The sequence below is a fragment of the Streptomyces sp. H27-H1 genome (genome assembly GCF_026627445.1).
In the GTDB taxonomy this organism is placed as follows: domain Bacteria; phylum Actinomycetota; class Actinomycetes; order Streptomycetales; family Streptomycetaceae; genus Streptomyces.
In genome coordinates, this window is record NZ_JAPNLJ010000022.1 from 75,794 (window position 1) to 102,789 (window position 26,996).

A 26,996-nucleotide genomic window follows, 5' to 3' on the forward strand; every position below is an offset into this window, starting at 1 on the left:
AGCGCATGGGACGCGGCAAGCTCAGGATCTATCTCGGCTCGGCCCCCGGCGTGGGCAAGACGTACGCCATGCTCTCGGAGGGCCACCGCCGGGTCGAACGCGGCGCCGACTGCGTCGTGGGATTCGTCGAGCACCACGGGCGGCCGCGCACCGAGGTCATGCTGCACGGCCTGGAACAGGTGGAGCGCAAGGAGCTCGTCCACCGGGGCGCCGCCTTCACCGAGATGGACGTCGACTCCCTGCTGGCCCGCGAGCCCGCCATTGCCCTGGTGGACGAACTGGCGCACACCAACGTGCCGGGCTCGCGCAACGCCAAACGCTGGCAGGACGTGGAGGAGCTGCTGCGGGCCGGGATCGACGTGATCTCCACCGTCAACATCCAGCACCTGGAGTCCCTGGGCGACGTGGTGGAGTCGATCACCGGTGTACGGCAGCGGGAGACCGTGCCCGACGAGGTGGTGCGCCGCGCCGACCAGATCGAGCTGGTCGACATGTCACCGCAGGCCCTGCGCCGCCGCATGGCGCACGGCAACATCTACAAGTCCGACAAGGTCGACGCGGCCCTGTCCAACTACTTCCGCCCGGGAAACCTGACCGCGCTGCGCGAGCTCGCGCTGCTGTGGGTCGCCGACCGGGCCGACGAGTACCTCCAGCAGTACCGGGGCGAGCACAACATCCGCTCCACCTGGCAGGCGCGTGAACGGATCGTCGTGGGCCTCACCGGCGGACCCGAGGGACGCACCCTCATCCGGCGCGCCTCCCGGGTGGCGGCCAAGGGCTCCGGCAGCGAGATCCTGGCCGTCTACATCGCCCGCAGCGACGGGCTGACCGCGGCCTCGCCGAAGGAGCTCGCGGTCCAGCGGACACTGGTCGAGGACCTCGGCGGAACGTTTCACCACGTGATCGGCGACAACGTCCCCGAGGCGCTGCTCGAATTCGCCCGCGGGGTCAACGCCACCCAGATCGTGCTCGGCTCCAGCCGCCACCACTCCTGGCGGTACGTCTTCGGCCCCGGCGTCGGCGCAACCGTCGCCCGCGACTCGGGCCCCGACCTCGACGTGCACATCGTCACCCACGAGAAGGCCGCCAAGGGCCGCGGCGTCCTGCCCGCGGCCCGCTCGGCGGCCCGCCTGGGCCGGACCCGCCTGGTGGCCGGCTGGGTGGCCGGGGTGATCCTGCCGGTGCTGCTCGCGGCGCTGCTCACCCACGTCGACAGCGACCCCGGCCTCGCCAACGAGATGCTGCTCTTCCTGGCCCTGACGGTGGCCGCGGCGCTGCTCGGCGGCCTCTACCCGGCGCTGGCCTCCGCCGCCGTCGGCTCCCTGCTGCTGAACTACTACTTCGCCCAGCCCATCCACCGCTTCACCGTCTCGGACCCCAAGAACATCGTCGCCATCGTGGTCTTCTTCGGCGTCGCCGGTTCCGTGGCCTCCGTCGTCGGCACCGCCGCCCGCCGCACCCACCAGGCCGCCCGGCTGCGCGCCGAGTCCGAGATCCTCTCCTTCCTCGCCGGCAGCGTGCTGCGCGGCGAGACGACCCTGGACGCGCTGCTGGAGCGGGTGCGCGAGACCTTCGCCATGGAGTCGGTGGCCCTGCTGGAGCGCGAGAGCGACGTCGAGCCCTGGCGGCCGGCCGGCAGCGTCGGCCCGAACCCGGTGGCCCGCCCCGAGGACGCCGACGTGGACATGCCGATCGGTGACCACATGGCGCTGGCCCTGTCCGGGCGGGTGCTGCCCGCCGAGGACCGGCGGGTGCTCGGTGCCTTCGCCGCCCAGGCAGCCGTCGTACTCGACCGGCAGCGGCTGGTCGGAGAGGCGGAGGAGGCCCGGCGGATGGCGGAGGGCAACCGGATCCGGACCGCGCTGCTGGCCGCCGTCAGCCATGACCTCCGTACGCCGCTGGCCTCCATCAAGGCCTCCGTGAGCTCCCTGCGCTCCGACGACGTGGAGTGGTCCGAGTCGGACCGGGCCGAGCTCCTGGAGGGCATCGAGGACGGCGCCGACCGGCTCGACCACCTGGTCGGCAACCTGCTCGACATGTCGCGGCTCCAGACCGGCACCGTCACCCCGCTGATCCGCGAGATCGACCTCGACGAGGTGGTCCCGATGGCGCTGGGCGGCGTACCCGAGGGCAGCGTGCTGCTGGAGGTCCCGGAGACCCTGCCCATGGTGGCGGTGGATCCCGGACTGCTGGAGCGGACCGTGGCCAACGTGGTGGAGAACGCGGTGAAGTACAGCCCGCCGGGGCAGCAGGTGCTGGTGGCGGCCAGTTTCCTCGGCGACCGGGTCGAGGTACGGGTCGTGGACCGCGGTCCGGGCGTGCCCGACGAGGCCAAGGACCGGATCTTCGCCCCCTTCCAGCGGCACGGGGACGCGCCGCGCGGCGCCGGGGTCGGGCTCGGGCTGGCCGTCGCGCGCGGCTTCGCCGAGGCCATGGACGGCACGCTCGCGGCCGAGGACACCCCCGGGGGCGGGCTCACCATGGTGCTCACGCTCCGGGCGGCGACCCGTGGACGGCCGCAGCCGCACGTGAGCGTGGACGGCGAGGGGGGCAGCGCGCCGGACGCGGCGGAGGGGCCGGGTGCGGGGCTGGGCGCGGCCGAGGGGCTGGTCGCGGGCGACGGGCACCCTGCGGATTTCGATCTCGATTCGATGCGACAGAAGGCAGGACCCCAATGACCCGGGTGCTCGTGGTGGACGACGAACCCCAGATCGTCCGAGCCCTCGTGATCAACTTGAAGGCGCGCAAGTACGAGGTCGACGCGGCAGCGGACGGGGCGAGCGCCCTGGAGCTGGCGGCCGCCCGCCACCCCGACGTGGTCGTCCTCGACCTGGGCCTGCCCGATATGGACGGGGTCGAGGTGATCAGGGGGCTGCGCGGCTGGACCCGGGTCCCGATCCTGGTCCTCTCCGCCCGGCACAGCTCCGACGAGAAGGTCGAGGCCCTGGACGCGGGCGCCGACGACTACGTCACCAAGCCCTTCGGGATGGACGAGCTGCTCGCCAGGCTGCGCGCCGCCGTCCGGCGGGCGGAACCCTCCGCCGGGGCCGGCGAGGACGAGGTGATGGTCGAGACCGAGACCTTCACGGTGGACCTCGCGGCGAAGAAGGCGGTGCGCGCGGGCCGCGACGTACGCCTCACACCCACCGAGTGGCACCTGCTGGAGGTGCTCGTCCGCAACGGCGGCAAACTGGTCAGCCAGAAGCAGCTCCTCCAGGAGGTCTGGGGGCCCTCCTACGGCACCGAGACCAACTACCTGCGGGTCTACATGGCGCAGCTGCGGCGCAAACTGGAGGCCGACCCCTCGCATCCGAGGCACTTCATCACCGAACCGGGCATGGGATACCGCTTCGAGAGGTAGCGGGGGCGCCGGTACGCTTCCTGTATGAGTGCTGAACCGCGTCCCGAGAAGCCCCCGAAGCCGGCGAGGCCCGCCAGGCCGGCGGGCCGGTTCCGCCGGATGATAGAGCGGCTGTCCACCTCGCAGGAGGAGCTGCATTCGGCGGAGCTGCAGGAGGACGCAGAAGCCGCGGGCTGTACGCGGATCTGCGACTGCCACGACCGTCAGATAGTCAAGGTGACCGGGACCCTGCGGACCGTCACCCTGCGGCCGCGCGCGGGCGTACCGGCACTGGAGGCAGAGCTGTTCGACGGCTCGGCCGCGCTGGACGTCGTATGGCTCGGGCGTCGCTCGATCGTGGGAATCGAACCCGGCCGTCGCATGATCGCCTCAGGGCGGATCTCGATGAGCCACGGCCGTCGGGTGCTCTTCAACCCGAAGTACGAACTCCGACCGCTCGGACAGGAGCACTGACGGTGACGTCACTCGACAAATCGACGACCCCTGACACGGAACCGTCGGCGGACCAGAAGGCCGTCACGCAGGCGGCCCTCTTCGACGCCTTCGGCGGGATCCGGGGCACCGTGGAGACGATGCTCCCCGGCCTGCTCTTCGTCATGATCTACACGATCAACAAGGACGTGAAGGTCTCCGCCATCGCGGCGGGCGCGGTCGCGGTCCTGCTGGTGATCGTGCGGCTGCTGCGCAAGGACACGGTGAAGCACGCCTTCAGCGGGGTCTTCGGCGTGGGCGTGGGCGTGGCCTTCGCCCTGTTCACGGGCAGCGCCAAGGGTTTCTACCTGCCCGGCATGATCTACGGCGCCGGCCTGGGCGTGGCCTTCACGCTCTCCGCGCTGGTGGGCTTCCCGCTCCTGGGGGTGATGCTGGGGCCGGTCTTCAAGGAGAACCTGTCCTGGCGCACGCGCAACCCGGGGCGCAAGAAGGCCTACGTCAAGGCCAGCCTCGCCTGGGGCCTCATCTTCCTCGCGAAGTACGCGATCCTCTTCCCGCTGTACTGGTGGGGCGACGCGACGCAGCTCGGCTGGGTGCTGATCGCGCTGAAGCTGCCGCCGATGGTGCTGGCGGTGTACTTCACCTGGGTCTTCCTGGCGAAGGCGCCGCCGCCGATCAACGTGATCGCGGAGTGGGAGGCCGAGGAAGCGGCGGAGAAGGCCGCGAAGGCGGAGAAGGCCGCGGGGGGCCAGGGAGCCTGAACCGTACGAGGCCTGTGTGCGCGGGCGGGCTGTTCCAGCCCCGCGGCGTTTGAGGCGCGGGGTCCGGGGCGGAGCACCAGGAGCCCGGGCGCAGCCGGGCCCGCACCGCCGCGCAGCCTCGTAGCCGGGATGTGCGAAGGGGCGGCTGACCGCGATGGTCAGCCGCCCCTTCGGCGGTTCAGCGGGGCCGCAGGTCAGTCCGCGGCCTGCAGGAGGTCCTCCAGCTGCTCCTCGCGGGCCTGGGCGGCCACGAAGAGGAGCTCGTCGCCCGGCTCCAGGGTCTCCTCGCCGTGCGGCGTGAGCACCCGGTTGCCCCGGATGATCGTGACCAGCGAGGTGTCCTCGGGCCAGGTGATCTCGCTGATCTGCTTGCCCGCGACCTGGGAGTCGGCGGGCAGGGTCAGCTCCACGAGGTTGGCGTCGCCGTGGCTGAAGCGCAGCAGCCGGACCAGGTCGCCGACGCTGACGGCCTCCTCGACCAGCGCCGACATCAGGCGCGGGGTGGAAACGGCGACGTCGACGCCCCAGGACTCGTTGAAGAGCCACTCGTTCTTCGGGTTGTTCACGCGGGCCACGACCCGGGGAACCCCGTACTCGGTCTTGGCGAGGAGCGAGACGACCAGGTTGACCTTGTCGTCACCGGTGGCCGCGATGACCACGTTGCAGCGCTGGAGCGCCGCCTCGTCGAGCGAGGTGATCTCGCAGGCGTCGGCCAGCAGCCACTCGGCCCGCGGTACCCGCTCCACCGAGATGGCGGTCGGCGCCTTGTCCACGAGGAGCACCTCGTGGCCGTTTTCCAGGAGCTCGCCCGCGATGGAGCGGCCCACCGCGCCCGCTCCGGCGATCGCGACCCTCATGCGTGTGCCTCCTCAGGACCCTCGGCGAAGGACGCCTCCACCTTGTCGATCTCGTCCGTGCGCATCATCACGTGGACGAGGTCGCCCTCCTGGAGGACGGTCGCCGATGTCGGCAGCATGGCCTCGCCCAGCCGGGTGAGGAAGGCGACGCGGACGCCGGTCTCCTCCTGCAGCTGGCTGACCTTCTGGCCGATCCAGGCAGCGGAGGTGTGCACCTCGGCGAGCTGGACACCGCCGCTCGGATCGCGCCACAGCGGCTCGGCGCCCGAAGGCAGCAGCCGGCGGAGCATCTGGTCGGCCGTCCAGCGCACGGTGGCGACGGTGGGGATACCCAGACGCTGGTAGACCTCGGCGCGCTTGGGGTCGTAGATGCGGGCGGCGACGTTCTCGACGCCGAACATCTCACGGGCCACCCGGGCGGCGATGATGTTGGAATTGTCACCGCTGCTCACCGCCGCGAAGGCGCCTGCGTCCTCGATGCCGGCCTCGCGCAGGGTGTCCTGGTCGAAGCCGACTCCGGTAACGCGACGGCCGCCGAATCCGGCTCCCAGCCGGCGGAATGCGGTGGGGTCCTGGTCGATGACCGCGACCGTGTGCCCCTGCTGTTCCAGGGTCTGCGCGAGGGCGGAGCCCACTCTTCCGCAGCCCATAATGACGATGTGCACGGCCGTCCTTCCGGCTGTCAGCGGATCGCTGGATTCCAGCCTCATTGCTGCTCTGGCTTAACAGGGTCTCAGACCATGGCCCAAGCTACACACGGGCGGTCACCAGTGTGACCATTTGGGCGGGAGGCGGGGTGTCCGGGGGTGTCTTCGCCCTGGATCCGGTGAGACTTCGGTGCGGATAGGGGTGGGGGGTTCGTCAGGCCGATATCGAACGCTTACGATCCCTTGCGTGTCCAAACTGACCGACGTGCCCAAACGGATCCTGATCGGCCGGGCGCTACGCAGCGACCGCCTCGGGGAAACACTCCTTCCCAAGCGGATCGCCCTTCCCGTCTTCGCGTCCGACCCGCTCTCCTCGGTGGCATACGCCCCGGGCGAGGTTCTGCTGGTCCTCTCGATCGCGGGTGTGTCGGCGTACCACTTCAGCCCCTGGATCGCCGTCGCGGTCGTGGTGCTGATGTTCACCGTCGTCGCCTCCTACCGGCAGAACGTCCACGCCTACCCCAGCGGTGGCGGTGACTACGAGGTCGCCAACACCAACCTCGGGCCCAGGGCCGGGCTGACCGTCGCGAGCGCCCTGCTCGTCGACTACGTCCTCACGGTCGCCGTGTCGATCTCCTCCGGCGTCGAGAATCTCGGCTCCGCCGTCGATTTCGTCATCGAGCACAAAGTGCTCTCGGCGATCGTCATGATTCTGCTACTCACGCTGATGAATCTGCGCGGCGTGAAGGAATCCGGGAACCTCTTCGCCATCCCGACCTATGTGTTCGTGGGCGCCGTCTTCGTGATGATCGCGTGGGGCGCCTGGCGCGGCCTCGTCATGGGCGACACCATGGCCGCCCCGACGGCCGACCTGGAGATCAAGGCCGAACACCAGGGGCTGGCCGGCTTCGCACTGGTCTTCCTGCTGCTGCGCGCCTTCTCCTCCGGCTGCGCGGCGCTGACGGGCGTCGAGGCCATCAGCAACGGCGTCCCCGCCTTCCGCAAGCCCAAGAGCAAGAACGCGGCCACCACCCTCGCCCTCATGGGCGGCCTGGCCGTCACCATGTTCTGCGGGATCATCGGCCTGGCCATGGCCACCGACGTGAAGATGGCGGAGAAGCCCGCCACCGACCTGCTGGAGAACGGCGCACCGGTCGGCGCCGGCTACGTCCAGCACCCGGTCATCTCCCAGGTCGCCGAGGCCGTCTTCGGCAACGGCAGCTTCCTCTTCATCGTGCTCGCCGCGGCCACCGCGCTCGTCCTCTTCCTCGCCGCCAACACCGCGTACAACGGCTTCCCGCTGCTCGGCTCGATCCTCGCCCAGGACCGCTACCTGCCGCGCCAGCTGCACACCCGCGGCGACCGGCTCACCTTCTCCAACGGCATCGTGCTGCTCGCGGGCGCCGCGATACTGCTGGTGTGGATCTACGACGCCGACTCGACGAAGCTGATCCAGCTCTACATCGTCGGCGTCTTCGTCTCCTTCACGCTGAGCCAGATCGGCATGGTCCGGCACTGGAACCGCCACCTGCGCGCCGAGCGAGACCCGGCCGCCCGCCGCCGGATGCACCGGTCCCGGGCGATCAACACCTTCGGCGCCTTCTTCACCGGCATGGTGCTGGTCGTCGTCCTGGCCACCAAGTTCACGCACGGAGCCTGGGTCGCCCTGCTCGGCATGCTGATCTTCTACGGCACGATGAGCGCGATCCGTAAGCACTACGACCGGGTCTCCGAGGAGATCGCCGCGGCCGAGGGCCCGAGCGACGACAGCGTGCGCCCCTCCCGGGTCCACTCCATCGTCCTGGTCTCCAAGGTCCACAAGCCCACCCTGCGCGCCCTGGCCTTCGCCAAGCTCACCCGCTCGGACAAGCTGGAGGCGCTCAGCATCAGCGTCGACCCGGTCGAGACCAAGGCGCTGCGCGAGGAGTGGGAGCGGCGCGGCATCAACGTCCCGCTGAAGATCCTCGACTCCCCGTACCGCGAGATCACCCGCCCGGTGGTCGAGTACGTGAAGGGCCTGCGCAGCGAGAACCCGCGCGACGCCGTCAGCGTGTACATCCCCGAGTACGTGGTCGGACGCTGGTACGAGCACCTCCTGCACAACCAGAGCGCACTGCGCCTCAAGGGCCGGCTGCTCTTCACCCCCGGTGTGATGGTCACCTCGGTGCCGTACCAGCTGGAGTCCTCGGAGCTCGCGAAGAAGCGGGCGAAGAAGCGCGCGGAGTGGAACGCCCCGGGCGCCGTGCGCCGCGGCCCCGTCGACACCCCGCGCCCGCGTCCGAAGGACCCGGCGGCGAAGTAGCCCCGGGCCGGGGTGGCGAACGGCCGGACGAGATCCACGTAAACTGGTGGGTCGGTCGTCCGGCCGTTCAGCATTTCGCCTTCCTTACTTAGCCTTGGAGCCTCCCCACCATGACGGAGCAGAACGAGAAGCAGTCACTGGTCGGGGAGGAGTACGAGGTCGAGGTCGGCCCCGTCGCGCACGGGGGTCACTGCATCGCCCGTACCGCCGAGGGACGCGTCCTGTTCGTCCGCCACACGCTGCCCGGCGAAAAGATCGTCGCCCGCGTGACGGAGGGTGACTCGGACTCCCGCTTCCTGCGCGCCGACGCCGTCACGGTGCTGGACCCCTCGAAGGACCGCACCCCGGCCCCCTGCCCGTACGCGGGCCCGGGCAAGTGCGGCGGCTGCGACTGGCAGCACGCCAAGCCGGGCGCCCAGCGCCGGCTCAAGGGCGAGGTCATCGCCGAACAGCTGCTGCGGCTCGCCGGGCTCACCCCGGAGCAGGCCGGCTGGGACGGTACGGTCATGCCCGCCGAGGGCGACAAGGTGCCCGCCGGGCAGGTCCCACAGTGGCGCACCCGCGTGCAGTTCGCCATCGACGAGGACGGCAACGCCGGTCTGCGCAAGCACCGCTCGCACGACATCGAACTCGTCGACCACTGCATGATCGCGGCCCCGGGCGTCAGCGAGCTGGGCATCGAGAAGCAGGACTGGCCCCAGATGGCCACGGTGGAGGCCATCGCCGCCTCCGGCTCGGGCGACCGCCAGGTCGTCCTCACCCCCCGCCCGGGCGGCCGCCTCCCGCTGGTCGAGCTCGACAAGCCGGTCTCGGTCCTGCGGGTCGAGGAGAAGGACGGCGGAATCCACCGCGTCCACGGCCGCCCCTTCGTGCGCGAGCGCGCGGACGGCCGTACGTACCGCGTCGGCATGGGCGGCTTCTGGCAGGTCCACCCCCAGGCCGCCGATACCCTGATCAAGGCCGTCATGCAGGGCCTGATGCCGCGCAAGGGCGAGATGGCCCTCGACCTCTACTGCGGCGTCGGCATCTTCGCGGGCGCCCTCGCGGAACGCCTCGGCGAGGCCGGCGCGGTCCTGGGCATCGAGTCCACGAAGCGCGCCGTCGAGGACGCCAAGCACAACCTGGCCGACTTCCCCCGCGTCCGCATCGAGCAGGGCAAGGTCGACCAGATCCTCCCGAAGACCGGCATCACCGAGTGCGACCTGGTCGTCCTGGACCCGCCCCGCGCGGGCGCCGGCAAGCAGACGGTCCGCCAGATCGCCGCCCTCACCCCGCGCCGCATCGCCTACGTGGCCTGCGACCCGGCAGCCCTGGCCCGCGACCTCGGCTACTTCCAGGAGAACGGCTACAAGGTCCGCACCCTGCGCGCCTTCGACCTGTTCCCGATGACCCATCATGTCGAGTGCGTCGCGATCCTTGAGCCCGTTGGAAAGGGCCTCTGACCTGCACGTTAGGGCAGTGTGCGTTATGTGCGCCGTGTGTGTTGTGGGCGATATCTTGACGCTGATTCGACGCTCGTGACGCACGTTTGACGCACGCCGTCGGCGATGCTTGACGAGCCGTCAGGCGTGGAAGGCGCGCCCCGCAGCAGATCGTGATCTTGCTGCGGGCGCCCTTTGGCGAAGCAGGTACAGCCGCTTCCCGGCGTACGCGGTCGCAGGGACCTCTGGAAGGGGGGCGGCGGGAGATGGCCAGCGGGGCTGGCCCGGGCGAATCCTCGCGAACTCCTCGGAGGCTGGTCGCCCGCGCGAGACCGGCCGCCAGTAGGAGTGGCTGCAGTGTGTGTTGGCCAGCAGCCCGCCGCTGATCGCTGGGAACAGGTACTCGTGGTCATGGATGGCGAGGAGCGCCGTGCGCAGCTCCGCGATGAATCCGGGGAGGGAGAGATTTCGATGAGATTCGCACTTCGGCGGGAAGAGCTTCACCGGCCCCTTGCCGAACTCGCGTTGGAACTGCCACTGGACGCGCAGCGCGGGCAGTGCCGTTGGCCCGTAGCGCTCCAGGGCTTCTTTCCGCCGTTCGAGGTCGGGGTCTAAGGTCGGCCAGTTCGGGTGGCAGAACTCGCGGCGCAGAGCGTAGAACTCGGCAGGCCGCATGGTCGTGAACATCCCTTGCTGTGTCCCACGCCATCACCCACTACCGCCGGCTGCGCGAGCTGACCATCGACGAGCTGGCCCACGTGCTCTTGACGCTCGATCACCCGATCTCAGCCGACGCCCTCGCGGAGATGGAGCGATGTGCTCGCCCCGTGACCGTCGACGATCTCGTCGCGATCGCCTATGCGCTCGACACGACCCCCGCGGTGCTGCTGTCGCACATCCCTATCGACATGCCGGAACCCGCGGGGCCTTTCGCCGCCGGGCTCCCGAGTGACGTCGACCCAACCGAGCTTCGTGCCTGGATCGAGGGGAAGACCAGGCTCGACCGCGCGTCGCGGGTGCGCAGGTGGGAAGAGCGGGCCGGCCGCCTCAGGGTCAGGTCGGCACACCGCGAGGAACGGCTGCAAGGAGAGTGCGCAGAGCTGCGTGAACTCGGCGACCTGGCAGTCCAAGAAGCAGTTGCCCCGCCCGTGCAGCGTCGGCAGTGGCGCATCCAAGACGGCGAACACGCCCTCAATCATGCCGAGTTCGCGCCAGCGCTGACTGAGCATCGGCTCGACAACCTCCGAGAAGGCACCCGACAGACGGTCCCGGTCCGCCAAAGTCGCCTATCCATAGGTTATTCTGACTGGCCTTCTGTATCGAACCGACTTCCATGACGAATGAAGGGAGAACGCCATGAGGATCACCAGCACTGTACGTAGGACGCGGGCCAAGATGACCGTGTCCGTCGCGGCCCTGGCCGCGGGCTCACTCATACTCACGGCCTGCAGCGGAAGCAGCGACGGCGCCAGCAAGCTCGACGGTACCTATTACATCAAGGACGTCAACCGCACGTCCAACCTCGGCCAGCTGGTCGTCAAGGGCAACAACGTCTCGCATCATGAGTACAACTGCGATGGTGTCTACGAGAAGCCGGGTGTGACCAGCACCGGTGAGTTCAACAAGGATCAGTCCCAGATCATCTGGACGGTCGCCGGAGACGACAGCCGCAACAAGCGGACCGGCAGCGAGTCCATCTCAACCAGCGAAACCTCGATCAGCATCAGCGGTAGCGCGTACGTGCGTGACAACTCGGATGCCGGCAAGGCTCTGCTGGACGGCTACAAGACCAAGTGCGGGACGTAGCGTCGACGTCCCGCTCGGCCGGTTAAGCAGCGCAGAACCCCGTGGGCATCGCGTCCACGGGGTTCTGTCCTTCCTCGGCTGGTCAAGCCTCTGACGTCCACTCCTGAAGCTGCAGCGCCCGGTATTCCTCGATCGTCTCGGGCGGCCGGCCGTATTTCGTGGCATGCCGCTCGACGAAATCGAGCTCGGCCCATGCCTCTGGCCTCCGAATCCGCGACTGGGCCACCACGACGAACACCACGGCGGTGACGCCGATGTTGGACAGACACCACCCCGTCAGCAGCACCATCAGCACCACAGGCAGATCATTCTCGATCTCCATGGTGCCCAAAACGCCCAAGCCTGCGCCGTTGACCAGAAGGCCCGACACGTACTCCTCGAACGAGCCGACCAGACGCGCCAGGGTCCTCGGCTCGTCACGATGCCGTACGGCGCGCACCATCTCGCCGACGAACACCGCGGTAGCCACAGCCGCCGCAGTACTCAGTGCCGGCTCACGGATCCCGGTGACCCACCATCGCGCCGAGCTCCACCAGCCACGCGGGAACTCGCCGCGAAGCCTCGATCCGAGCCTCATGCCCCCTCCTTCTCCTCACGCTGCTCAAAGGGCGACGCACCCGGTGAGGATGATCGTTCTCACCGGGTGCGTCAGGCCTCCACGCTCGCCCTCGATCGGACGATCAGTCCTCCTCGCGCCGGCCTCGGCGGGGGCCACCGGCCGGCCGCTGCCGCGGCTCCGGTGTCCCCACGCTGTGAGGGGTCGGATCGGCAACCTGAGGCGGACGCGGAGCCGGAGCCTGCCGCGGTGCAGGAGCCGGTGCAGGAGCCGGTGCAGGAGCCGGTGCAGGAGCCGGTGCAGGAGCTGGCGGCCGCGGAGCACGAGCCGACGGGGCGGGCGTCTGACGCGGCGGCGACGCCTGGATCGAACCCGGCCGATGCGCTGCATGTGTCCGAGCCGGAGTCCGCGCACCAGGCGCAGCCGGAGTCTGACCCACAGCCGGAGCACCGGCCCCGGGCTGCCTCGGAGCCGAGGCGCCGTCGCCGCGGGCGTTGATGACGGGCAGCGGCCGGTCACGGTTCGCCTGCGCCACGGCCTGCTCCTGCCGTGCCGGCGGCCGGACGGGGGTCCGGGCCTGAGCCGGGGCAGGGGTGTCCTGAGCGGAGCGTTGCGGACGTGTGCTCGGCGCACCCGAGTGCGCCGGAGCCTGAGCCGGGGCAGGGGTGTCCTGAGCGGAGCGTTGCGGACGTGTGCTCGGCGCACCCGAGTGCGCCGGAGCCTGAGCCTTAGCCTGAGCCGGGGCAGGGGCGCCCTGAGCGGAGCGTGTCGGACGCGTGCTCGGCGCACCCGAGTGCGCCGGAGCAGGATCCGGGGCAGGCGCAGCGTCGCCGCTGAAGCGCCGCGGTGCAACCTGCTGGTTGCCGCCCTGCTGGTTGCCGCCCTGTTGGTTCTGCGCACCCTGTGGACCCGTGCCGAACTGCGTCGATCCCGTCTGACCGGCGACAGCCTTACCGTTTCCGCTGGTCGGGACAGAACCTGCGCCGCCGGCGCCGCTCTGGCCCTGAGCCTCACCACGAGAACTCGACGGCTCCGTCAACGAGGAGAGCACCTCACCGCGGATGACCTTGTGGCCGTCTGCGCTGTACCCGAGGTTCGACAGGCCACCCTGGTTGCCTAGACTCTGCGCCGTCTGCTTGTCCGAGCGCGAGCTGCCCGCTCCGCCACTCGTCAGCTGCAGCGGACCACCCTTGTCGGTCTGTCCGTCGCGACCGGGAGTTCTCAGAACGCCAGCGGGGCCGATGCCGCCCGGCAGAGCCTTGACGCCGTCACTGCCGCCGCCGGAGCCACCACCACCAGGACCACCATCCAGCACCGGACTGTTCGGGCCATCCGGTCCGTCCTGCCCGCCACCTTCGAGGGTCAGCTGCTGCTTACCGGACGTCAACTCCACGGCGTCACCGTTCGTGCCGCCAGCGTTCGTCGGCGCCGTCTTGCCCGTGGGCTTGCCTGTGGGCTTGCCCGTGTTCGGGGACGCCGGACCGCTGGTCTTGTTGTTGAATCCGTTGGCGAGCTTGTTGCCCATGGCCATACCCGCGCCAGCCCCCGCACCCGAGGCCAGAGCGGGCATCAGCCCACCCTTGTCCGGCTTCGGCGTGTTGTTCGTCTCGAGGAACTTGTCCACGAGCTTGGTGACCACCTCGTCCATCGCCTGCAGCACTGTCTTGCGCACCCGTAGCAGGGCGACGGTGATGCCCATGATCACCAGCGAGGAGATCAGGGTCAGGACCACCACGATGATCCCGCCGAGCGCAGCGCTGCCCCACAGGCCGCCCGGGCTCATGAAGCTCGACACGGGGCCGGCCAAGATGTCCGGGACCGAGATCAGGAACTCCGAGACGAACTGGTAGATGAACAGCGTGACGAGGACTTCCAGGATCATCGCCGTGGAGTAGACGATCACTTTGGCGATCGCCTGCATGGCACCCAGCGTCGCGAACGGTACGGCGGCCACCAGGCCGAAGGTCCGCTTGATCGCCCCGGCCAGCATGCCGATGGCGTACCAGAAGCCGAGCAGGACGATGGAGCCCAGGACCGTGGCCGAGTTGCTCCAGTACATGAACTTCGCCGGCCCCGTGCCCACCTGGCTGACGGCCATGTGGCTCTCGCGGGTGAACCCGCTGGTGGCGTTGTTCGACGAGTACATGGCCAGTGAGCTGGGGTTGAACCCGGTGTTGAGGTAGTTGTACGCCGCCAGGGGAGACAGGTTGCATGAGGAGGGCGTCTTGCCCACCGTAAAGCCACAGCCACTCTTCGTCCCCGTCGTCGTGAAGACCGTCGAATCCTTCCCGGGACGAGAGGAGGTCAAGCCCGTGCCGTCGGCCGAGATCACGGGGTGATCGACGGGCTTCGGCCCGTCTTCCTCACCGAACTCCTTCACGTCGCCGTAGCTCTTCTCGTCGACAAACCAGAGCTTCTTGGTGTCCGAGCTCTCGTCCAGCTGCGTGATCGAGCTCTTGATCCCCGACTCGAAGTCGGAGGCTGCGATCTCGTTGCTCGCGATGTACTTGCCGATGATCCCGAAGGTCGAGAACACCGCTTTGAAGTCGTCCGAGGCACGGCCTTCGGTGACGGAGACGGTGCCGTCCTTCCAAGCCGACTCGGCGTCCTTGGCCTTCGTCCCGATGTTGATGCCGTTGAACGTCGCCCCGTGGGACTGCTTGTTGATCGCCAGCGCACTCGTGCGCACAGCCATCATCGCGTCCGGGCTAGCCTGGTCATCGTTCCAGGAAACAGTTGCCTGGTCCGGGATCCCCAGGCGGTCGTTCATCATCCACGCCTCGAAGTCGACGTAAGTGCTCAGCACGACACGCGTCGGGCCGGCGTGTTGACCAAGAACGGAGTCGTCGAACTTTCCGAGCACACCGGAGTACATCGACCCGACGAGGGGCAGGCCGACGCCGATGAAGACGACGCGCACGATGAGCTTCTTGACCGCCGAGCCCCGGTCCATCTTCTTGAACATGACCAGGCCGATGAGCAGGAAGCCGATGAAGATCGGCACGAGTGCCTGCCACGAGATGTCGACGAGCAAGCCGTACCAGCCGCTGATCCAGTGCTGCAGACCCGAGAGCGCGCCGCCTCCGGTATCGCCTCCGGTCATACCCTCGGCAAAAGTCGGATTTACCGCCGCCACCGCGCTGTAGAACCACAGGAAGGGGTTGATGAGCTTCAGGAACTGGATGATGACGTAGAACAGCGTGCCGACCGCCAGCGCCAAGGCGTAGAGGACCCAGATGATCGACCCCCCGATCACGCTCACGATCTCGCCGCCGATGCCCGAGGACATCGTGTCCAGGCCAAGGTCGTTGTTGGCCGCCCCGAAGTGCGCGTAGTCGAGCATGCCCGAGTACTTGGAGTTGCCCTTGCCGTCTTTCGCGGCCAGGGTCTCGTAGGTGACGGTCTGCGAGGACCCCGACACCTCGGCGAAGAACCAGCCTACGATGTTGCCCAGGCTGAACTCCGGGTCGGTGTAGCCGAGAATAGAACCGCCCGAAGCCGGGCTGGACGTGACCGGCTTCCAGTTCTCGTGCATGCCCTTGTCGTTCTGCGGCGAGTTCTTCTCGCTGAAGTACGAGCTCGCGTTCGAGGCCAGCTGGTAGAGGCTGTAGTTGTAGCGCTCCTCCTTGTCGTCCGCAGACGCCGGCGAAGACGTCGCCAACATGAAGACCGGCACGAGCAGCGCCGCCAGGAGCATGAGGGCGAGCCCGTGCGCGAGCTTGCCCGGGCGGGCTGCCCCCACGCTGTGGCCGGCGCGGGCACGCAGCCTCGCCACTGCCGTGATCGTCCCGTTCATGCTCTCTCCTCTACTCCTCGTCCTCGTATCAGTGCTGACCTCGCTCATGTCTTTTCCAGCTTCTTGGACTTGGGCCTTGCCGCTGGTCGCTTTGCGTTGTTCTCGGGCTGCCGCAGGCTCTTGCCGTCGTTGCGCTTGATCGCGTCAGCCTGGCCCGCGTCAGCCTCACCGCGGTCGCCCTCGCTGTGCTTCCGGATGCTGGTGAGGTTCGCGCCCGGTGCCGGCTTGTCGTGCATGATCGAGTCCATCCGCGCCGCCGCTTCGGCCCTGGCCGCCTCCCGTCGGACCTGCCTGCGTTGGGCCTCGCGGTAGGGGTTGATCCCCAGTGCCAGATCCAGGTGAAAGACCACGTTGGATACGCCCCGGCGCAGGTACGTGAGGTTCTCGTCCTTGGTTGTGATGAGCTGGGCGAGATCCGGCGGGATCCGCTGGTGCAACTGCTTCTGGTACTCCGCCACGGTTTTGTCGCGCATCGGGCCGAAGAGCGTGTAGTCCGCGGCGTCGAACTTGTTGAAGTCGCTGTCGGCCAGCATCTTGTCGACGTCGTTGTAGCTGTAGACCACCCGGCCGCCGCGCTCGTGCATGTGGTCGAACTGGTCCCTGAGGTACTTCTTCACCCGGTCGTCGATGTGCTCGGTGCCGTGGATGATCACCGTGTCGCCGAGCCCCAGCTTGCCGACGGCGAAGCCGACGATGTTCACCAGCTGCGCCATCGCCACGCCCTTGCCGCGGCGCATGAGCCGCGAGAAGTCGTAGACCACGCGCCGCGAATCCCGGACCCCGTCGACGGCCAAGGCCGTGTGGTTGTTGAACAGGTCGCCGTTGGTGCTCAGCATGGCGTTGGCGATGCCTCTGAGCACGTTGTAGGCGCGCAGCTGGTCCGGGTCGGTCTTGCTGGAGTTCAACAGCGCCTTGTGCGCGGTCGCCAGGTAGGAGACGAACATCTGAAGACGCGGCACCTGGGTGTGCGGGATGTTCACCACGCGCAGGCGGTTGCGCTGCTCCTTGGCGTTGTGCCGCCACATGCCCTGATCGATGTAGAAGTCCGTGGCCGTGTCTTCGAGGGCACTGCGGATGATCGAGCCGACGGCACCATCGGTGCTCTCGTAGAGCTGCTCGAACATCAGCTTGAGCTTCTCCATCTGCGCGGAGAAGACCGTCAACTCGTCCTCCTCCTCGCCGAACATTTCGAACATGTTCACGTCGCCCTGGTTCAGGTTCACGCGCGAGGTGAGCCGCTCGAACCTCGGGCCGAGTTTGTCGAGGTTCGCCCCGTCAAGGACGAGGTGGACGACCTGGCGATTGTTCAGCAGCGTCGCCTGCGAGATCTTCGAACACCACATGTTGGCCACCCGCTGGCGGTCGAGGTACTCGCTGAGGGTGGCGTCGGCGACGATCACGTGGTGGTCGTAGGCGTTGACGTCCATGAGCACGGCACTGTTGTTGACGTCGCCGACCATGTAGCCGACGTACTCGCCGCCCTTGTCGTTGAGGCCGTTGGTCACCAGCGAGTACGAGCCGGCCAGCTCGGTCGAGGTGAAGTGGAAGCCCTTGCCCTTCTTCTTCTCGTTGTTCTTCCACAGACTCGAGAGCTCCTGGCGCTGCTCGCCGGCGTAGGGCGCAGCCTGCAGCGTGCCGAAGCGGTCGATGTACAGGCGCGTGACCCGGTCGATCGTGTCGTCCAGGGTCGTAAGGTCCGGGGCCTTGAGAAGGAGCCGGTTGTGCACCGAGAGGTAGCTCGCGCCGTCTTGGAGCTCTCCGATCGTGACCCCGAGGTCACCGGAGATCTTCGCGGCCTTGCGCTTGGACGAGGTCGTACCCGTCTCCTCCTGCTCGTTGGCATCGAGCCGTTCCAGCTTCTCGGACTGTTTCGTATAGGAGTCGATCCACTTGTCGTCCATCCGCTTGACCTGCTCAAGCACGACCGCGGTGACCCGCTCGTCCAGGCCGTCCGGGATCCGATCGATGCCCCAGAAGGCGCCGAAGTTGTCGTGCGCGGCGTCGTCGTGGAAGTACGCCAGGATGCAGGCGACCGAGCCGTCGACCTCGAAGTAGTCGGAGCGGAAGAGGTACTTCTCCTTCGGCTTCAGCGCGAGCAGATGCGGATAGGCGTCGAATGTGCCCTGGAGGTGCTTCACCTCCCGGCGACGCTGCCACCAGTTCTTCTTCGGCTCGGCGGCTTCGTCGGCCACGCCGTGAGCTGCCGCGGTGTTCCGCACGCCCTCAGCCTGAGCAGCGTCGTCCGCGGGCAGATCACCGACCAGGAGCTCCGCGCTCTCATTCGTCTCGTCAGGCTTCTTTCCCGGGATGCCGAGCTGTGCCCGGACCTTCGTCATCAGCGCCACGGTGTCCTTCGTTCGTTCCTCGTCGTGTGGGTCGGCCTGGCGCTGTCAGTTCAGCGACGCCTTGAGATCGAGCAGTTCGTCGTCGATGCCCTGGTAGAAGACCCGCAGCATCGGCTCGGCCTCCTCGCGGTCGAGCATCGTGATTTCCTTGATCATGAGGGTGGAGCCGCCGACCTCGGCCTGGAGGACTTGGTGTCCCTTGCGCAGTGCGTCGGTGTTCCTACCCTTGAGCAGCAGGTACTGGTGGATCGAGGGGAACTTCCCGCCCACGTGCTGCGTGAGGATGTCGTACTGCTCGTTCTGCAGCTCGATCAGATCGGGGTCACGGATCTGAAGGGCCTGGTTGCGCTGCTCCAGGTTCGCCACCTGGTGGTAGATCCGCTGCGGCTCCTTCGTTGTGATGAAGCTGTGCTCGCAGGCTGTCTCGACCTTGCGCCAGAAGGAGTCGACCCGGTCGAGGATCCCGATCCGGTCCTCGTCGAAGAGCAGATAGCTCGCTGAGCCGACGACCAGGTAGACCCGGCCTTCGCCGCCGTCGGAGAAACGGATCAGTCCGTCCTCGTCGATCCCGTCGATGCCGACGATCGAGTAGAAGTCCGTGGGGTTCGAGCTGCGACGGGTGAGGACGTGGCGGGCTGTGCGGGGCAGATACGCAAGGAAGGCCGGCACCCGCATGATGCGCAGCTCCTTCGTCTTCATCAGCCCGCCGAAGTAAGCGATCGCCGCTAGTCCCCAGAGGACGAAGATTGCGATGGCGACTGGCCCCGAGCTCGCGACGAACGTCGACGTGCTGAACCAGAGCAGGGCGAGGATGCCGCCAGCGAAGAAGAGCAGCTGCTTGATCGGGGAGGGCTTCGCCGCCCAGCCGCCCTTGCTGAGCGTGATCTCGTGATCCAGAAAGCTCCTGTTCAGCGAACTTGGCACCTTGTAGGACAGCTTCGCCATGAATCTCCCATCCCCCTTGCGACCGCAATGGCCATTGCTCGACCTATCGAGAAGTCTTCATACATGAGGCACGCGAATGGCATCCTATCTCAGATAAGCCATTCAAAACGAGCGCGAAAGGGGCTCGGGTGGTGGCGTGGAGCGAGTCTGACTGGTGGAACCGGGTCATCGAGTGTCGTCTGGGCGGCTGACAGACCAGTCGGACCGCGGAAGCGGTGGCGCTCAGTCCATCGCTTCCGCCTCGAAGCGCGGAACGTCGTCGCCTAGGCCGAGCACGGCCAACGCATCGGCGGAGCCGCGCTGGTCGAGCGTCGGGGTGCCGGCCGTGGCCGTGACGAGCCGCTGGACCGGCCCCGGGACCGCCAGCGCCTCGTGGTGCAGGCGCTCGCTCAGCAGGGCGAGCTGCTCGTTCAAACCCTCCAGAGCCCGGACGGATCCCGCTGCGGATGCCGCGCCGGCATCCTGAAGTCGTCGAGCTGCACGATTTCGCGCATCGTTCCCATCGCATCCTCGTTCCTGTCGTGAAATGGCGGCAGCGGGCCCCGAGGTCCGGGACCCGCTGCTACTCGTCAGTGCCCGGCCGACATCAACCGAACGACGGGACGATCTTCTTCTTGCAGCCCTCCTTCTTCCAGGAGATGCGGGCGTCGAAGGTCCTGCCCATGGCCGAGACGAAGCCCGTGCCCTGGATGGGCTTACCGGCCGCCAGGTCCTTGCGCTGCGCTTCGGTGAATGTCACCTGGCACCAGGACCGAGGTGGCTCGTCGTCGGAGCCGAAATCAGGGGTGATCTTCCTGGCCTTCGCGTCCCAGGTGACCTTGCAACCGAAGTCCTGCCCGTCCGCGCGCTGACGAAGTCGTCGATCTCCAGCGCCTGGCCCGCCAAGAGCACCGCGACCTCCGCCGGCGTGAGCGTCCGCCCAGACCACGTCGGCTTGTCCGGCACCTCCGGCTGGAACCCGACGAACTTGCGACCCTTGAACGTGCCGACACCGAGCGCACCGGTGGCCGGGAAGGGCTTGTTCTCCCTCGGCCCCGCCTCGCACAAGATGGTTTCGCCCGCGAGCAGCTTTGCCACCTCGTCATCGCTGAACTCGTGGCCCGACCAGACCTTCCGAAGGCGACCTTCGTCGGGCCACCTGGAGCGGCCTGCCACACGCCCTCGGCGCGGGCGGCGCCGACCTGCTCTTTCAGGCCCAGCTTGGCGCGCATGGACGAGGCGTTCTTCGTCATCGCGGCGATGCCCTCGCGCACCCAGTCGGCGACGACGGCCAGGCGCTCCTCGGCGGTCGCGATCCCGGCGGCGATGTCGCGCATGTCGGCGTAGACCTTCTCGGTGAGCCCGAGATCGCCGATGCGCGTGCCCGGCAGGAGCCTCCAGCTCATTTCGCCGGCGTCGACGCGTCTTCCCGGAGCTTCGAGGGGATCTCCTGCTCGCTCCGGTAGCGGCGCTTGAATGCCCACTCCCCTTCGCGCTGCGTCCGCCATCCGCGCGGCGCGTCCTCGGGGCGCGAGGCCGGCGCGACCATACCCGTACACCGCGGAGTGCAGTACGAGCTGAGGCACACCCGGGTCCTGGACGCAGAGACCCGGCAACCCCACGCCTTGCAGCGCTGACGGACGGGAAAGAGCTTCTCCCTGCTCGTCGCGGTCATCGGAACGGCCGCCCTTCCCGCTCGCGTTCGAGCCTCAACTGCTTCCTGGTCGCCTCACGGGCCATGTCCCGGAGATGGATCGCCTCCTTGTGCGTGATCGGCGCGTCATGAAGGTTGTGCGAGCCCCGCAGGAAGTTCTCCGTGCGGTCGGCGATGGAGTATGCGAGCGCCTGCTCGATCACCGCGCTGGTCTGGCGCACCTCGCCCAGCTCGTCACGCAGCTTGCGCAACAACCCTTCCCGCTCGCGTTCGACAGCCTCGATCCTCATCAACCGTGTCAACACGCCGCCCAGCAGCGGGTCGCGGGAGCGGAACAGCTCCACGGCGCGCTCGGTGGCAGGATCGGCATCAAGCTGCAGGTCGAGCTGTGCCAACAGGAACGCCATCACCAGCGTGCCCTGGCTCAGCCGCCGGCTGAACCCCCGAGCGGCGCTGTCGCTCACGCCCAGTTCACGGACTGCGGCTGCTCGCAGCTGCTCCCGCAGCGCGTTCATGACGCTGTCGGGCAGCGCCTTGATGTGCGGCTGGCTCTGCACGCCGACGAGCCGGAAGCCCGACTGGGGGAGCGCGGCGGTCTCGGCTGTACTGCCCGAGCCCCCCTTCGAGGGCGCGCTCTGCACGGCGCCCTGATCACCGGTGAACTGCTGCGATCCGGGCCCCACCCGCTCGGGTTCGTCCGGTCCGGCGACGCCGTCATGAGCAGAGATTTCGGCTGTCGCAGCGCCCTCCACATCCGGCTGTGCCCCGGGAGCGGAAACGGCATCGGCCGCAGGACCCGCCGGCACACCGCCCGGGAGCACCCCGTCAGCGGTGTTCTGTCCGCCGCCGGCGCCACCGCGCTGATTGGATCGACCTGCCCGCTCGGAGTCGCCAACGTCGGGCTCGCGGTCCGGCTCCAGGTTCGGGCGATCTGTTTCGGCTTCCCCATCGAGATCAGCCTGCGGACCTTCACCCCCGAGTGGGGAGTCGATGTCGCCGGTCTCATCGAACCGCGCCTCCGGCTCGGGTGTTGCCGCCTCAGGCTCAGGCGGTGCGGCCTGAGCCTGGACGCGCTTCAGCTCCTCGCTCCCACCACGCCGGTAGGCGTCGAGGAAGGACGTGTCCACATCCATCACCTCGTCGGTGGGCGTGGCCGCCTCCAGCATCTCTGCGAAGTCCCGGCTCATACGAGCTCACCGTCCTCCTCGTCGAGCAGGTAGTTGTCGCCGCGGGTGAGCCCGATCAGCGAGTCGAAGCCCGTGGTGACGACGCGTTCGAGGTTCGCCGAGTTCGTCGCCAGCGCCGCGACCTGATCGACGAGCTCGTTGAGCCGCGCGATCTCCAGGGTCGGCAGGTCATAGTCGAGGTTCTCGCGCCGGATCTTCTCGACCACCGCCTCGGCCACGTACTCGCTCACCGAGGAGAACCCGCGCTTGTCGGCCCAGTACTCCGCGCGCTGCCTGTCGTCCGAGCTCAGCCGGACGAACATGCCTTGGCGGCCACCGCTGCTGCTCCGTGTCCCGCCCGGCAGCTTCTTCTTCGTGCCGCGCACAGGTTGCGTCGTCTTTTCCAACTCGTGTGCGGCAGTCATCTGCGGCTTCTCCATGCCTTGCCTTGCCAATCCGTGAAGTCGCCCTATCGACGCTAGTGGGTAAGGCATCTGCCACTCTCTATGTTTCCTGTTGAGCATAGGTAGAGTCGAAGAAGTGCCCGATCGCCCCCCTCGCCACGCATTGCCACAGCCGGTCGTCCTCTGTCTGATGGGCGCCCGCTCAGGAGGCGGGCAGGGGAGTTGACGTCGCGTTCGTCGTGCAGTCGACAAGTTCCTGGGTGAACATCGGGGACTGCCAGATCGCCTTGTCCTTGTCGTTCGGCAGGTGTTCGACGATTGACCCGGTGCCGAGCGGCGCACCGCCGGCGAAGAAGTGCAGCGCCTCCTGGCTGAAGCCTGCCTTGTACACCGAGGTCGACAGACACTGGCCGGCCGCCGCGTAGGTCTTCTTCTGGCTCTCGTCACGGGCGTAGGAGGAGAACATCGAGACCAGGCCCTTGGTGAGCTCGATGGACGAGCTGACTGGCTGATCCGCGCGGACTGGGTATGCCGGCTCCAGGTTCGGCTTGCCCGCCACTGGCTTCGCGGCTGCCTCCGGCGGCGCGTAGCTCTGAGCCTTGGGGCTACCGCTGTCCGGAGGTACAACCTCGCTGATGCATCCGTCGAAGTCCTTGCGCAGTGACCGCGAGGCCAAGAGCGCGGCGTCGTCCTCGCTCACCTTGTTCAGTCCGCCGATGACTGTGCCTATGTCGTCGCTGTCGGCCTTGACGATGTAGGCCAGCGCCTTCTCCGACATTCCCGCCTTCCGCACTGCGCTGGCCAGGCACGCTCCGCCGTCCTCGCTGGAGCTCCCGGCGCCTTGGAAGGCGAGCTTGTCCAGCGCCTTGCTGAGAGCTTTGTCAGCGACCTTGGCCGCGCTTGCGGTCGGGCTTGATGCAGGCGGTGGCTGTGCCTCCTTGGCCGTTCCGCCGTTGCCGCTGGAGCACCCAGCGAGCACGACGCCCGCAGTCAGCGCCGCAGTGGAGAGTCCAGCCTTCCTCGCCCTCCAGGTCCTCATCTCTTCTCGCCTCGCATCCCCTGTTGCCGACCAGTCTGATTGGATCCACCGATCTCTGAGGGTATCTCATTTGAGTGGTCATTGAATGGTGATCTGCGATGAGTCAGGATGTCGCTAGATAGGGGATGTGGGGGCTGTGCAGAGCGGGACTCGGGCGCGCGGAGTGCCTGCGGGCCTGTTTGGCGCTTGGGAGTCAACAGAGCTGATCCGGAGGGCTCTGCGATGGCGCCGTGCGAGTGTCGGCTACGGGTGGCCCCTGTCGGGCGGCTGTTCGTGGGCTTCTCGGCTCCCTCGGACCTTCAACGCAGTGCTCGCCTCCATCGCCTGCGACCAGCAGCTCATGCAGGGGGCCACACTCTGACGCGCGTCCGCTTCCGGAAGGAGAGCGGCGGACATGACTACGTGCTGCGCACGTCCCCGCGCCCATGAAGCCAGGTCCGGTCGTCTATAGCGACCAGCAGCTTCTCCGCGTGCTCGTCCGCCTGGCGCAGGGGGAGGGGCTCCTCAGACGTCGCGAGTTCATGGTGGACGTCTTCGCCGTCTGTGTTCTTGAGCCGTGCTGCGAGAAGACGGAGCCGGGTTTCACGCCGAGACCCAGGCCGTACTACGTGCGCACCCCGGGCTGGTCGGACTCGTGCAACCACCTGCGCAGCGAGCGGTATAAGGCGACGATCACCACGTACAAGACGCCTGAGGAGGCCGAGGCCGAGTACCAGTGCAAGGTGCGCGGCTGGGGGTCGACGGGATGGCTGTACGAGGGCGAGAGCCGCCGGAGGGTGAGCGGTTCCGGATCAGCGATCAAGGGCACCCTGACCACGCACTTCTGGCACGGGTAGCCGGTCGAGATCCCGTTCCCGACCATCGACTCGAGGCGACCGGCGGGGTGAAGTTGCGGGAGCCACATGTCGCACCTCACCCCCGGCCGGGTCCCCGACTCGATCATCTGCCCCGGCTGCCGCTTGGCCTTCGGGATGGGCAAGTGAGCCAGACCAAGGACGCCGCCGCAACCGACCTGCCACCGGCCCCCCGGCGCCGGCCCTCGTGCTCGGAGGAGCCCCACACCCTGTGGGGGACGTGTCCGTGCAGTCCGGGGAAGGGTACGACGACTGCTCCGGCGCACACTCATTGCCGAAGGAGCAGCGATGCCGCGGCCCGCGCTGTTGCCGGATGTCAGAGATCAGAGACCTCGACATCGCGATCAGCAAGCTGCCGCAGGTCTACGAACCTCCAGCTGGAGCCGTGGCCCGAATCGGCGAGCTCTCTTGCGAGCAACGGCTGGGTGGTGACTGACCTGGATCGACGCAGTCGATCCGGAAGTGGATCTGCAGAGGCATCGCCATCCCCCTCGCGCACGGGCGCGATCGTTTCGTGGGCCCTGCGGCAGGTCATGGTCGAGGCCGAGCGCCTCGCCGACGACTTTGCGGCCATCGCCGGAATGCACGGCGCGAACTACCCAGACCTTGGCGCTGCCTGGGGTGCGACCCGCCAGGGCGCAGCAAGCGCTGGTCCAGCCGGTCAGCACCGAGGCTGTGCACCCATCCCGGTGGTGCATTGCCACCACCGCGAACCGCAAGGTCCAGGAGGCACCCGAGGACCTCACATACGACCCGAGCGAAGATGCCGCCGCCGGCGCCTTCCGTCGCCAACACCACCACGAAGGACGGAGACCGACATGATGCTCGCGATCGGCGCGCTGCTCGGCTGCGCCGCCACTCTGCTCACCCTCGCCACCTGGCGCAGCCTGACCCGCACGCCGCACTGCGGGTGGTGCGCGACCGCCTCGGCTTGGCCCACCTCCCGTCACAACGCTCTGCGCTGCCGCGGCTACGTCCAGGACCGCCGCCGCGAACGGCTGCGCGACATCAGGAACGGCCGCCCCGTCGAGGAGCTGAACCCGTGGGGCGAGGCGTACCTACTCGAAGAAGAGATCGCCGAGCGAACGAAAGCCGACGCCTGAGCACCGAGACCACCACGGCCGCCGCCGACTTCGCCCAGGCGCTCGCCGAGCGGGCCGACGGATACCCGACCGACCCGCGGAGGGCACAGCGCCCGTGATCGCCACAGCCGCCGACCCGGCGACAGGCGAGCAGCACCCGGTCCCGATCGAGCCCGGCCAGCTCGACTGGGTGACCGCCCGGGTTCCGGGCGATCGGTACACCTTCCGCTCCGCCCGGTGCCGCGGCAGTCTTTCACCCTGATCCGCCGGCTCGGTGTCGTGCCGTCCGTCATTCCTCGTCTTCGCAATGGCCCTGGTGGTCTGGTTCATCACCGCAACGCACGGTGGGGCCAAGATCACGGATTCCGGATGGTCACGGCGTTCGGGGGGTGGTGTTGCCGATCCCGCGTTTACGCAGTTAGGCACGTTTCTTGCGGGAGCTGTTGCCCTTGTCGCCCAGGACGTGGTCGGGGCGGGTTCGGGGTCGCCCGGGCCCGGCCCGGCGGACCTTGATGGTGTCCATGACCTCCTCGAAGCGGGTGCAGTCGGCGGCGTTGCCGCCGGTGAGGACGAAGCCGAGAGGCCGGCCGCGGCCGTCGCGGGCCAGGTGGATTTTCGTGGTCAGTCCGCCTCGGGATCGTCCCAGGGCGTGATCACATGTTTCGCCCCCCTGCCCTGCCCCTTCTTTTCGGGCGCCCGCGGCATGCTGATGGGCCCGCGTGACCGTGGAGTCGACCGACACCAGCCAGTCGATGTAACCGGTCGCGTCCTTCTCGGCCTGGACCGCGGCCAGCATTCGCGTGAACGTCCCGTCCAGCGCCCACCTGCGGAAACGCGTGTACAGGGTCCTTCAGGGCCCGTACCGTGCCGGCACATCACGCCACGCCGGCCCCGTCCGCGGCTTCCACCCGATCCGTTCAGCACCCGCCCGTCGTCCAACCTCGGCCGTCCCGAGGACGACCGAGGCAACAGCCCGGACTGCGCCTCCCACTCCACATCCGTCAGCTCATGACGACGCACCATGCCGACATTGATTGCCCATCAGAATCCTTTGGCGGCAAGCCCTAAAGCAGACCAAATGAACGCCGGGCTAGGGGACATCGCGAGGGGGTCTGGTCGGGAGTGGCCGGTAAATCAGCGAAGAACGCGAGTTTGATCGGCGAAGCCGATCCGGGACTGGGAATGACGAAGTGTTCGATCAGCGCGGCTGGTTCGGATGAAGCGTTGAAAGAGGAAATCATCTGATCGGCGAAGCCGATCCGGATGGTGGCATGAGAGACAAGTGAATGTCTCAGCCCAAATCACTCAACTGCGCGCGGACGATGTCGTCGATCCGGGCGCTGTGTTGTGTGTTGAACCCATCGGGGTTGGCCGTGTTCAGGCCGGATCCCGCGCTTGACCTCTTTCCCCTGAACGCCCATGTGGTGGGCGGCGCTTTGTGCTGCCCGCGCTGTAGGAGGAGATCGGCGAAGCCGATCCGGGACTGGGAATGACGAAGTGTTCGATCAGCGCGGCTGGTTCGGATGAAGCGTTGAAAGAGGAAATCATCTGATCGGCGAAGCCGATCCGGATGGTGGCATGAGAGACAA

At 68.0% G+C, this 26,996-nt stretch carries 26 protein-coding genes; 11 read left to right on the top strand and 15 right to left on the bottom strand.

Features of this window, described 5'->3' with window-relative positions; genetic code table 11:
* The first annotated feature begins 5 nt into the window (after positions 1 to 5).
* Genes OTB20_RS23685 through OTB20_RS23700 form a run of 4 tightly spaced genes read left to right on the top strand, consistent with a single transcriptional unit; the run spans position 6 to position 4,554 of the window.
* Positions 6 to 2,678, top strand: a complete 2,673-nt coding sequence (locus OTB20_RS23685) for a sensor histidine kinase (protein WP_267820402.1) — start codon at positions 6 to 8, stop codon at positions 2,676 to 2,678.
* Positions 2,675 to 3,361 (top strand): response regulator, encoded by a 687-nt coding sequence (locus tag OTB20_RS23690; protein WP_267760721.1) that lies wholly within the window; start codon positions 2,675 to 2,677, stop codon positions 3,359 to 3,361. The genes OTB20_RS23685 and OTB20_RS23690 overlap by 4 nt, the downstream gene beginning before the upstream one ends.
* A gap of 24 nt (positions 3,362 to 3,385) precedes the next feature.
* The gene (locus tag OTB20_RS23695; RefSeq protein WP_267820404.1) at positions 3,386 to 3,814 is read left to right on the top strand and encodes an OB-fold nucleic acid binding domain-containing protein; all 429 of its coding nucleotides are present in this window, start codon (positions 3,386 to 3,388) and stop codon (positions 3,812 to 3,814) included.
* 2 nt (positions 3,815 to 3,816) lie between these two features.
* Positions 3,817 to 4,554 carry a DUF3159 domain-containing protein gene (locus OTB20_RS23700; RefSeq protein WP_267820406.1) on the top strand — a complete coding sequence of 246 codons (738 nt, stop codon included), beginning with the start codon at positions 3,817 to 3,819 and terminating at the stop codon, positions 4,552 to 4,554.
* 194 nt (positions 4,555 to 4,748) lie between these two features.
* Here OTB20_RS23700 and OTB20_RS23705 read toward each other — a convergent pair whose 3' ends face one another.
* Both OTB20_RS23705 and OTB20_RS23710 read right to left on the bottom strand, forming a co-directional pair.
* The gene (locus OTB20_RS23705; protein ID WP_267820407.1) at positions 4,749 to 5,411 is read right to left on the bottom strand and encodes a potassium channel family protein; all 663 of its coding nucleotides are present in this window, start codon (positions 5,409 to 5,411) and stop codon (positions 4,749 to 4,751) included.
* Positions 5,408 to 6,076: a potassium channel family protein gene (locus OTB20_RS23710; RefSeq protein ID WP_267820409.1), complete on the bottom strand. Its 669-nt coding sequence runs from the start codon at positions 6,074 to 6,076 to the stop codon at positions 5,408 to 5,410. The genes OTB20_RS23705 and OTB20_RS23710 overlap by 4 nt, the downstream gene beginning before the upstream one ends.
* A gap of 229 nt (positions 6,077 to 6,305) precedes the next feature.
* Here OTB20_RS23710 and OTB20_RS23715 point away from each other — a divergent pair, with 229 nt between their 5' ends.
* On the top strand, positions 6,306 to 8,360 hold the full coding sequence (locus OTB20_RS23715) for an APC family permease (protein WP_267820410.1): 2,055 nt from the start codon (positions 6,306 to 6,308) through the stop codon (positions 8,358 to 8,360).
* Positions 8,361 to 8,470: 110 nt separating this feature from the next.
* Positions 8,471 to 9,802: a class I SAM-dependent RNA methyltransferase gene (locus OTB20_RS23720; RefSeq protein WP_267820412.1), complete on the top strand. Its 1,332-nt coding sequence runs from the start codon at positions 8,471 to 8,473 to the stop codon at positions 9,800 to 9,802.
* 120 nt (positions 9,803 to 9,922) lie between these two features.
* Here OTB20_RS23720 and OTB20_RS23725 read toward each other — a convergent pair whose 3' ends face one another.
* On the bottom strand, positions 9,923 to 10,468 hold the full coding sequence (locus tag OTB20_RS23725; RefSeq protein WP_267820413.1) for a hypothetical protein: 546 nt from the start codon (positions 10,466 to 10,468) through the stop codon (positions 9,923 to 9,925).
* Between the two features lie 8 nt (positions 10,469 to 10,476).
* On the opposite strand from OTB20_RS23725, the gene OTB20_RS23730 reads away from it, so the two are divergent.
* Complete coding sequence (locus OTB20_RS23730) at positions 10,477 to 11,118, top strand: DNA-binding protein (protein WP_267820414.1); 642 nt, start codon at positions 10,477 to 10,479, stop codon at positions 11,116 to 11,118.
* 19 nt (positions 11,119 to 11,137) lie between these two features.
* A complete protein-coding gene (locus OTB20_RS23735; protein WP_267820416.1) occupies positions 11,138 to 11,587 on the top strand; it encodes a hypothetical protein in 450 nt (149 codons plus the stop codon).
* An 82-nt stretch (positions 11,588 to 11,669) separates the two neighbouring features.
* Here OTB20_RS23735 and OTB20_RS23740 read toward each other — a convergent pair whose 3' ends face one another.
* The 10 genes from OTB20_RS23740 to OTB20_RS23785 form a co-directional block, all read right to left on the bottom strand.
* The gene (locus OTB20_RS23740) at positions 11,670 to 12,164 is read right to left on the bottom strand and encodes a hypothetical protein (protein WP_267820417.1); all 495 of its coding nucleotides are present in this window, start codon (positions 12,162 to 12,164) and stop codon (positions 11,670 to 11,672) included.
* A 103-nt stretch (positions 12,165 to 12,267) separates the two neighbouring features.
* Positions 12,268 to 15,939 carry a hypothetical protein gene (locus OTB20_RS23745; protein ID WP_267820419.1) on the bottom strand — a complete coding sequence of 1,224 codons (3,672 nt, stop codon included), beginning with the start codon at positions 15,937 to 15,939 and terminating at the stop codon, positions 12,268 to 12,270.
* A gap of 44 nt (positions 15,940 to 15,983) precedes the next feature.
* Positions 15,984 to 18,275, bottom strand: coding sequence for a hypothetical protein (locus OTB20_RS23750; protein WP_267820420.1), 2,292 nt, complete (start codon positions 18,273 to 18,275; stop codon positions 15,984 to 15,986).
* 54 nt (positions 18,276 to 18,329) lie between these two features.
* Positions 18,330 to 19,229, bottom strand: a complete 900-nt coding sequence (locus OTB20_RS23755) for a hypothetical protein (RefSeq protein ID WP_267820422.1) — start codon at positions 19,227 to 19,229, stop codon at positions 18,330 to 18,332.
* A 222-nt stretch (positions 19,230 to 19,451) separates the two neighbouring features.
* Positions 19,452 to 19,643 (bottom strand): hypothetical protein, encoded by a 192-nt coding sequence (locus OTB20_RS23760; RefSeq protein WP_267820425.1) that lies wholly within the window; start codon positions 19,641 to 19,643, stop codon positions 19,452 to 19,454.
* Positions 19,644 to 19,815: 172 nt separating this feature from the next.
* On the bottom strand, positions 19,816 to 19,968 hold the full coding sequence (locus OTB20_RS23765) for a hypothetical protein (RefSeq protein WP_267820427.1): 153 nt from the start codon (positions 19,966 to 19,968) through the stop codon (positions 19,816 to 19,818).
* Positions 19,965 to 20,306: a hypothetical protein gene (locus tag OTB20_RS23770; RefSeq protein WP_267820429.1), complete on the bottom strand. Its 342-nt coding sequence runs from the start codon at positions 20,304 to 20,306 to the stop codon at positions 19,965 to 19,967. The genes OTB20_RS23765 and OTB20_RS23770 overlap by 4 nt, the downstream gene beginning before the upstream one ends.
* A 573-nt stretch (positions 20,307 to 20,879) precedes the next feature.
* Positions 20,880 to 22,049 carry a hypothetical protein gene (locus OTB20_RS23775; protein ID WP_267820430.1) on the bottom strand — a complete coding sequence of 390 codons (1,170 nt, stop codon included), beginning with the start codon at positions 22,047 to 22,049 and terminating at the stop codon, positions 20,880 to 20,882.
* Positions 22,046 to 22,453: a hypothetical protein gene (locus OTB20_RS23780; RefSeq protein ID WP_267820431.1), complete on the bottom strand. Its 408-nt coding sequence runs from the start codon at positions 22,451 to 22,453 to the stop codon at positions 22,046 to 22,048. Before OTB20_RS23780 ends, OTB20_RS23775 begins: the two co-directional genes overlap by 4 nt.
* Positions 22,454 to 22,634: 181 nt before the next feature.
* Positions 22,635 to 23,210: a hypothetical protein gene (locus OTB20_RS23785; protein WP_267820433.1), complete on the bottom strand. Its 576-nt coding sequence runs from the start codon at positions 23,208 to 23,210 to the stop codon at positions 22,635 to 22,637.
* 686 nt (positions 23,211 to 23,896) lie between these two features.
* On the opposite strand from OTB20_RS23785, the gene OTB20_RS23790 reads away from it, so the two are divergent.
* The 3 genes from OTB20_RS23790 to OTB20_RS23800 all read left to right on the top strand — a co-directional run bounded on the left by OTB20_RS23790 (position 23,897) and on the right by OTB20_RS23800 (position 25,428).
* On the top strand, positions 23,897 to 24,307 hold the full coding sequence (locus OTB20_RS23790; RefSeq protein ID WP_267820435.1) for a hypothetical protein: 411 nt from the start codon (positions 23,897 to 23,899) through the stop codon (positions 24,305 to 24,307).
* Between the two features lie 331 nt (positions 24,308 to 24,638).
* Positions 24,639 to 24,761, top strand: coding sequence for a hypothetical protein (locus OTB20_RS23795; protein ID WP_267820437.1), 123 nt, complete (start codon positions 24,639 to 24,641; stop codon positions 24,759 to 24,761).
* A 382-nt stretch (positions 24,762 to 25,143) separates the two neighbouring features.
* On the top strand, positions 25,144 to 25,428 hold the full coding sequence (locus OTB20_RS23800) for a hypothetical protein (protein ID WP_267820439.1): 285 nt from the start codon (positions 25,144 to 25,146) through the stop codon (positions 25,426 to 25,428).
* Between the two features lie 397 nt (positions 25,429 to 25,825).
* On the opposite strand, the gene OTB20_RS23805 is transcribed toward OTB20_RS23800, so the two are convergent.
* Together OTB20_RS23805 and OTB20_RS23810 are read right to left on the bottom strand one after the other, a co-directional pair.
* Positions 25,826 to 26,251: an IS5 family transposase gene (locus OTB20_RS23805; protein ID WP_420716476.1), complete on the bottom strand. Its 426-nt coding sequence runs from the start codon at positions 26,249 to 26,251 to the stop codon at positions 25,826 to 25,828.
* A gap of 533 nt (positions 26,252 to 26,784) precedes the next feature.
* Positions 26,785 to 26,996 (bottom strand): hypothetical protein (locus tag OTB20_RS23810; RefSeq protein ID WP_267820440.1); only part of this gene is annotated, 212 nt, incomplete at its 5' end.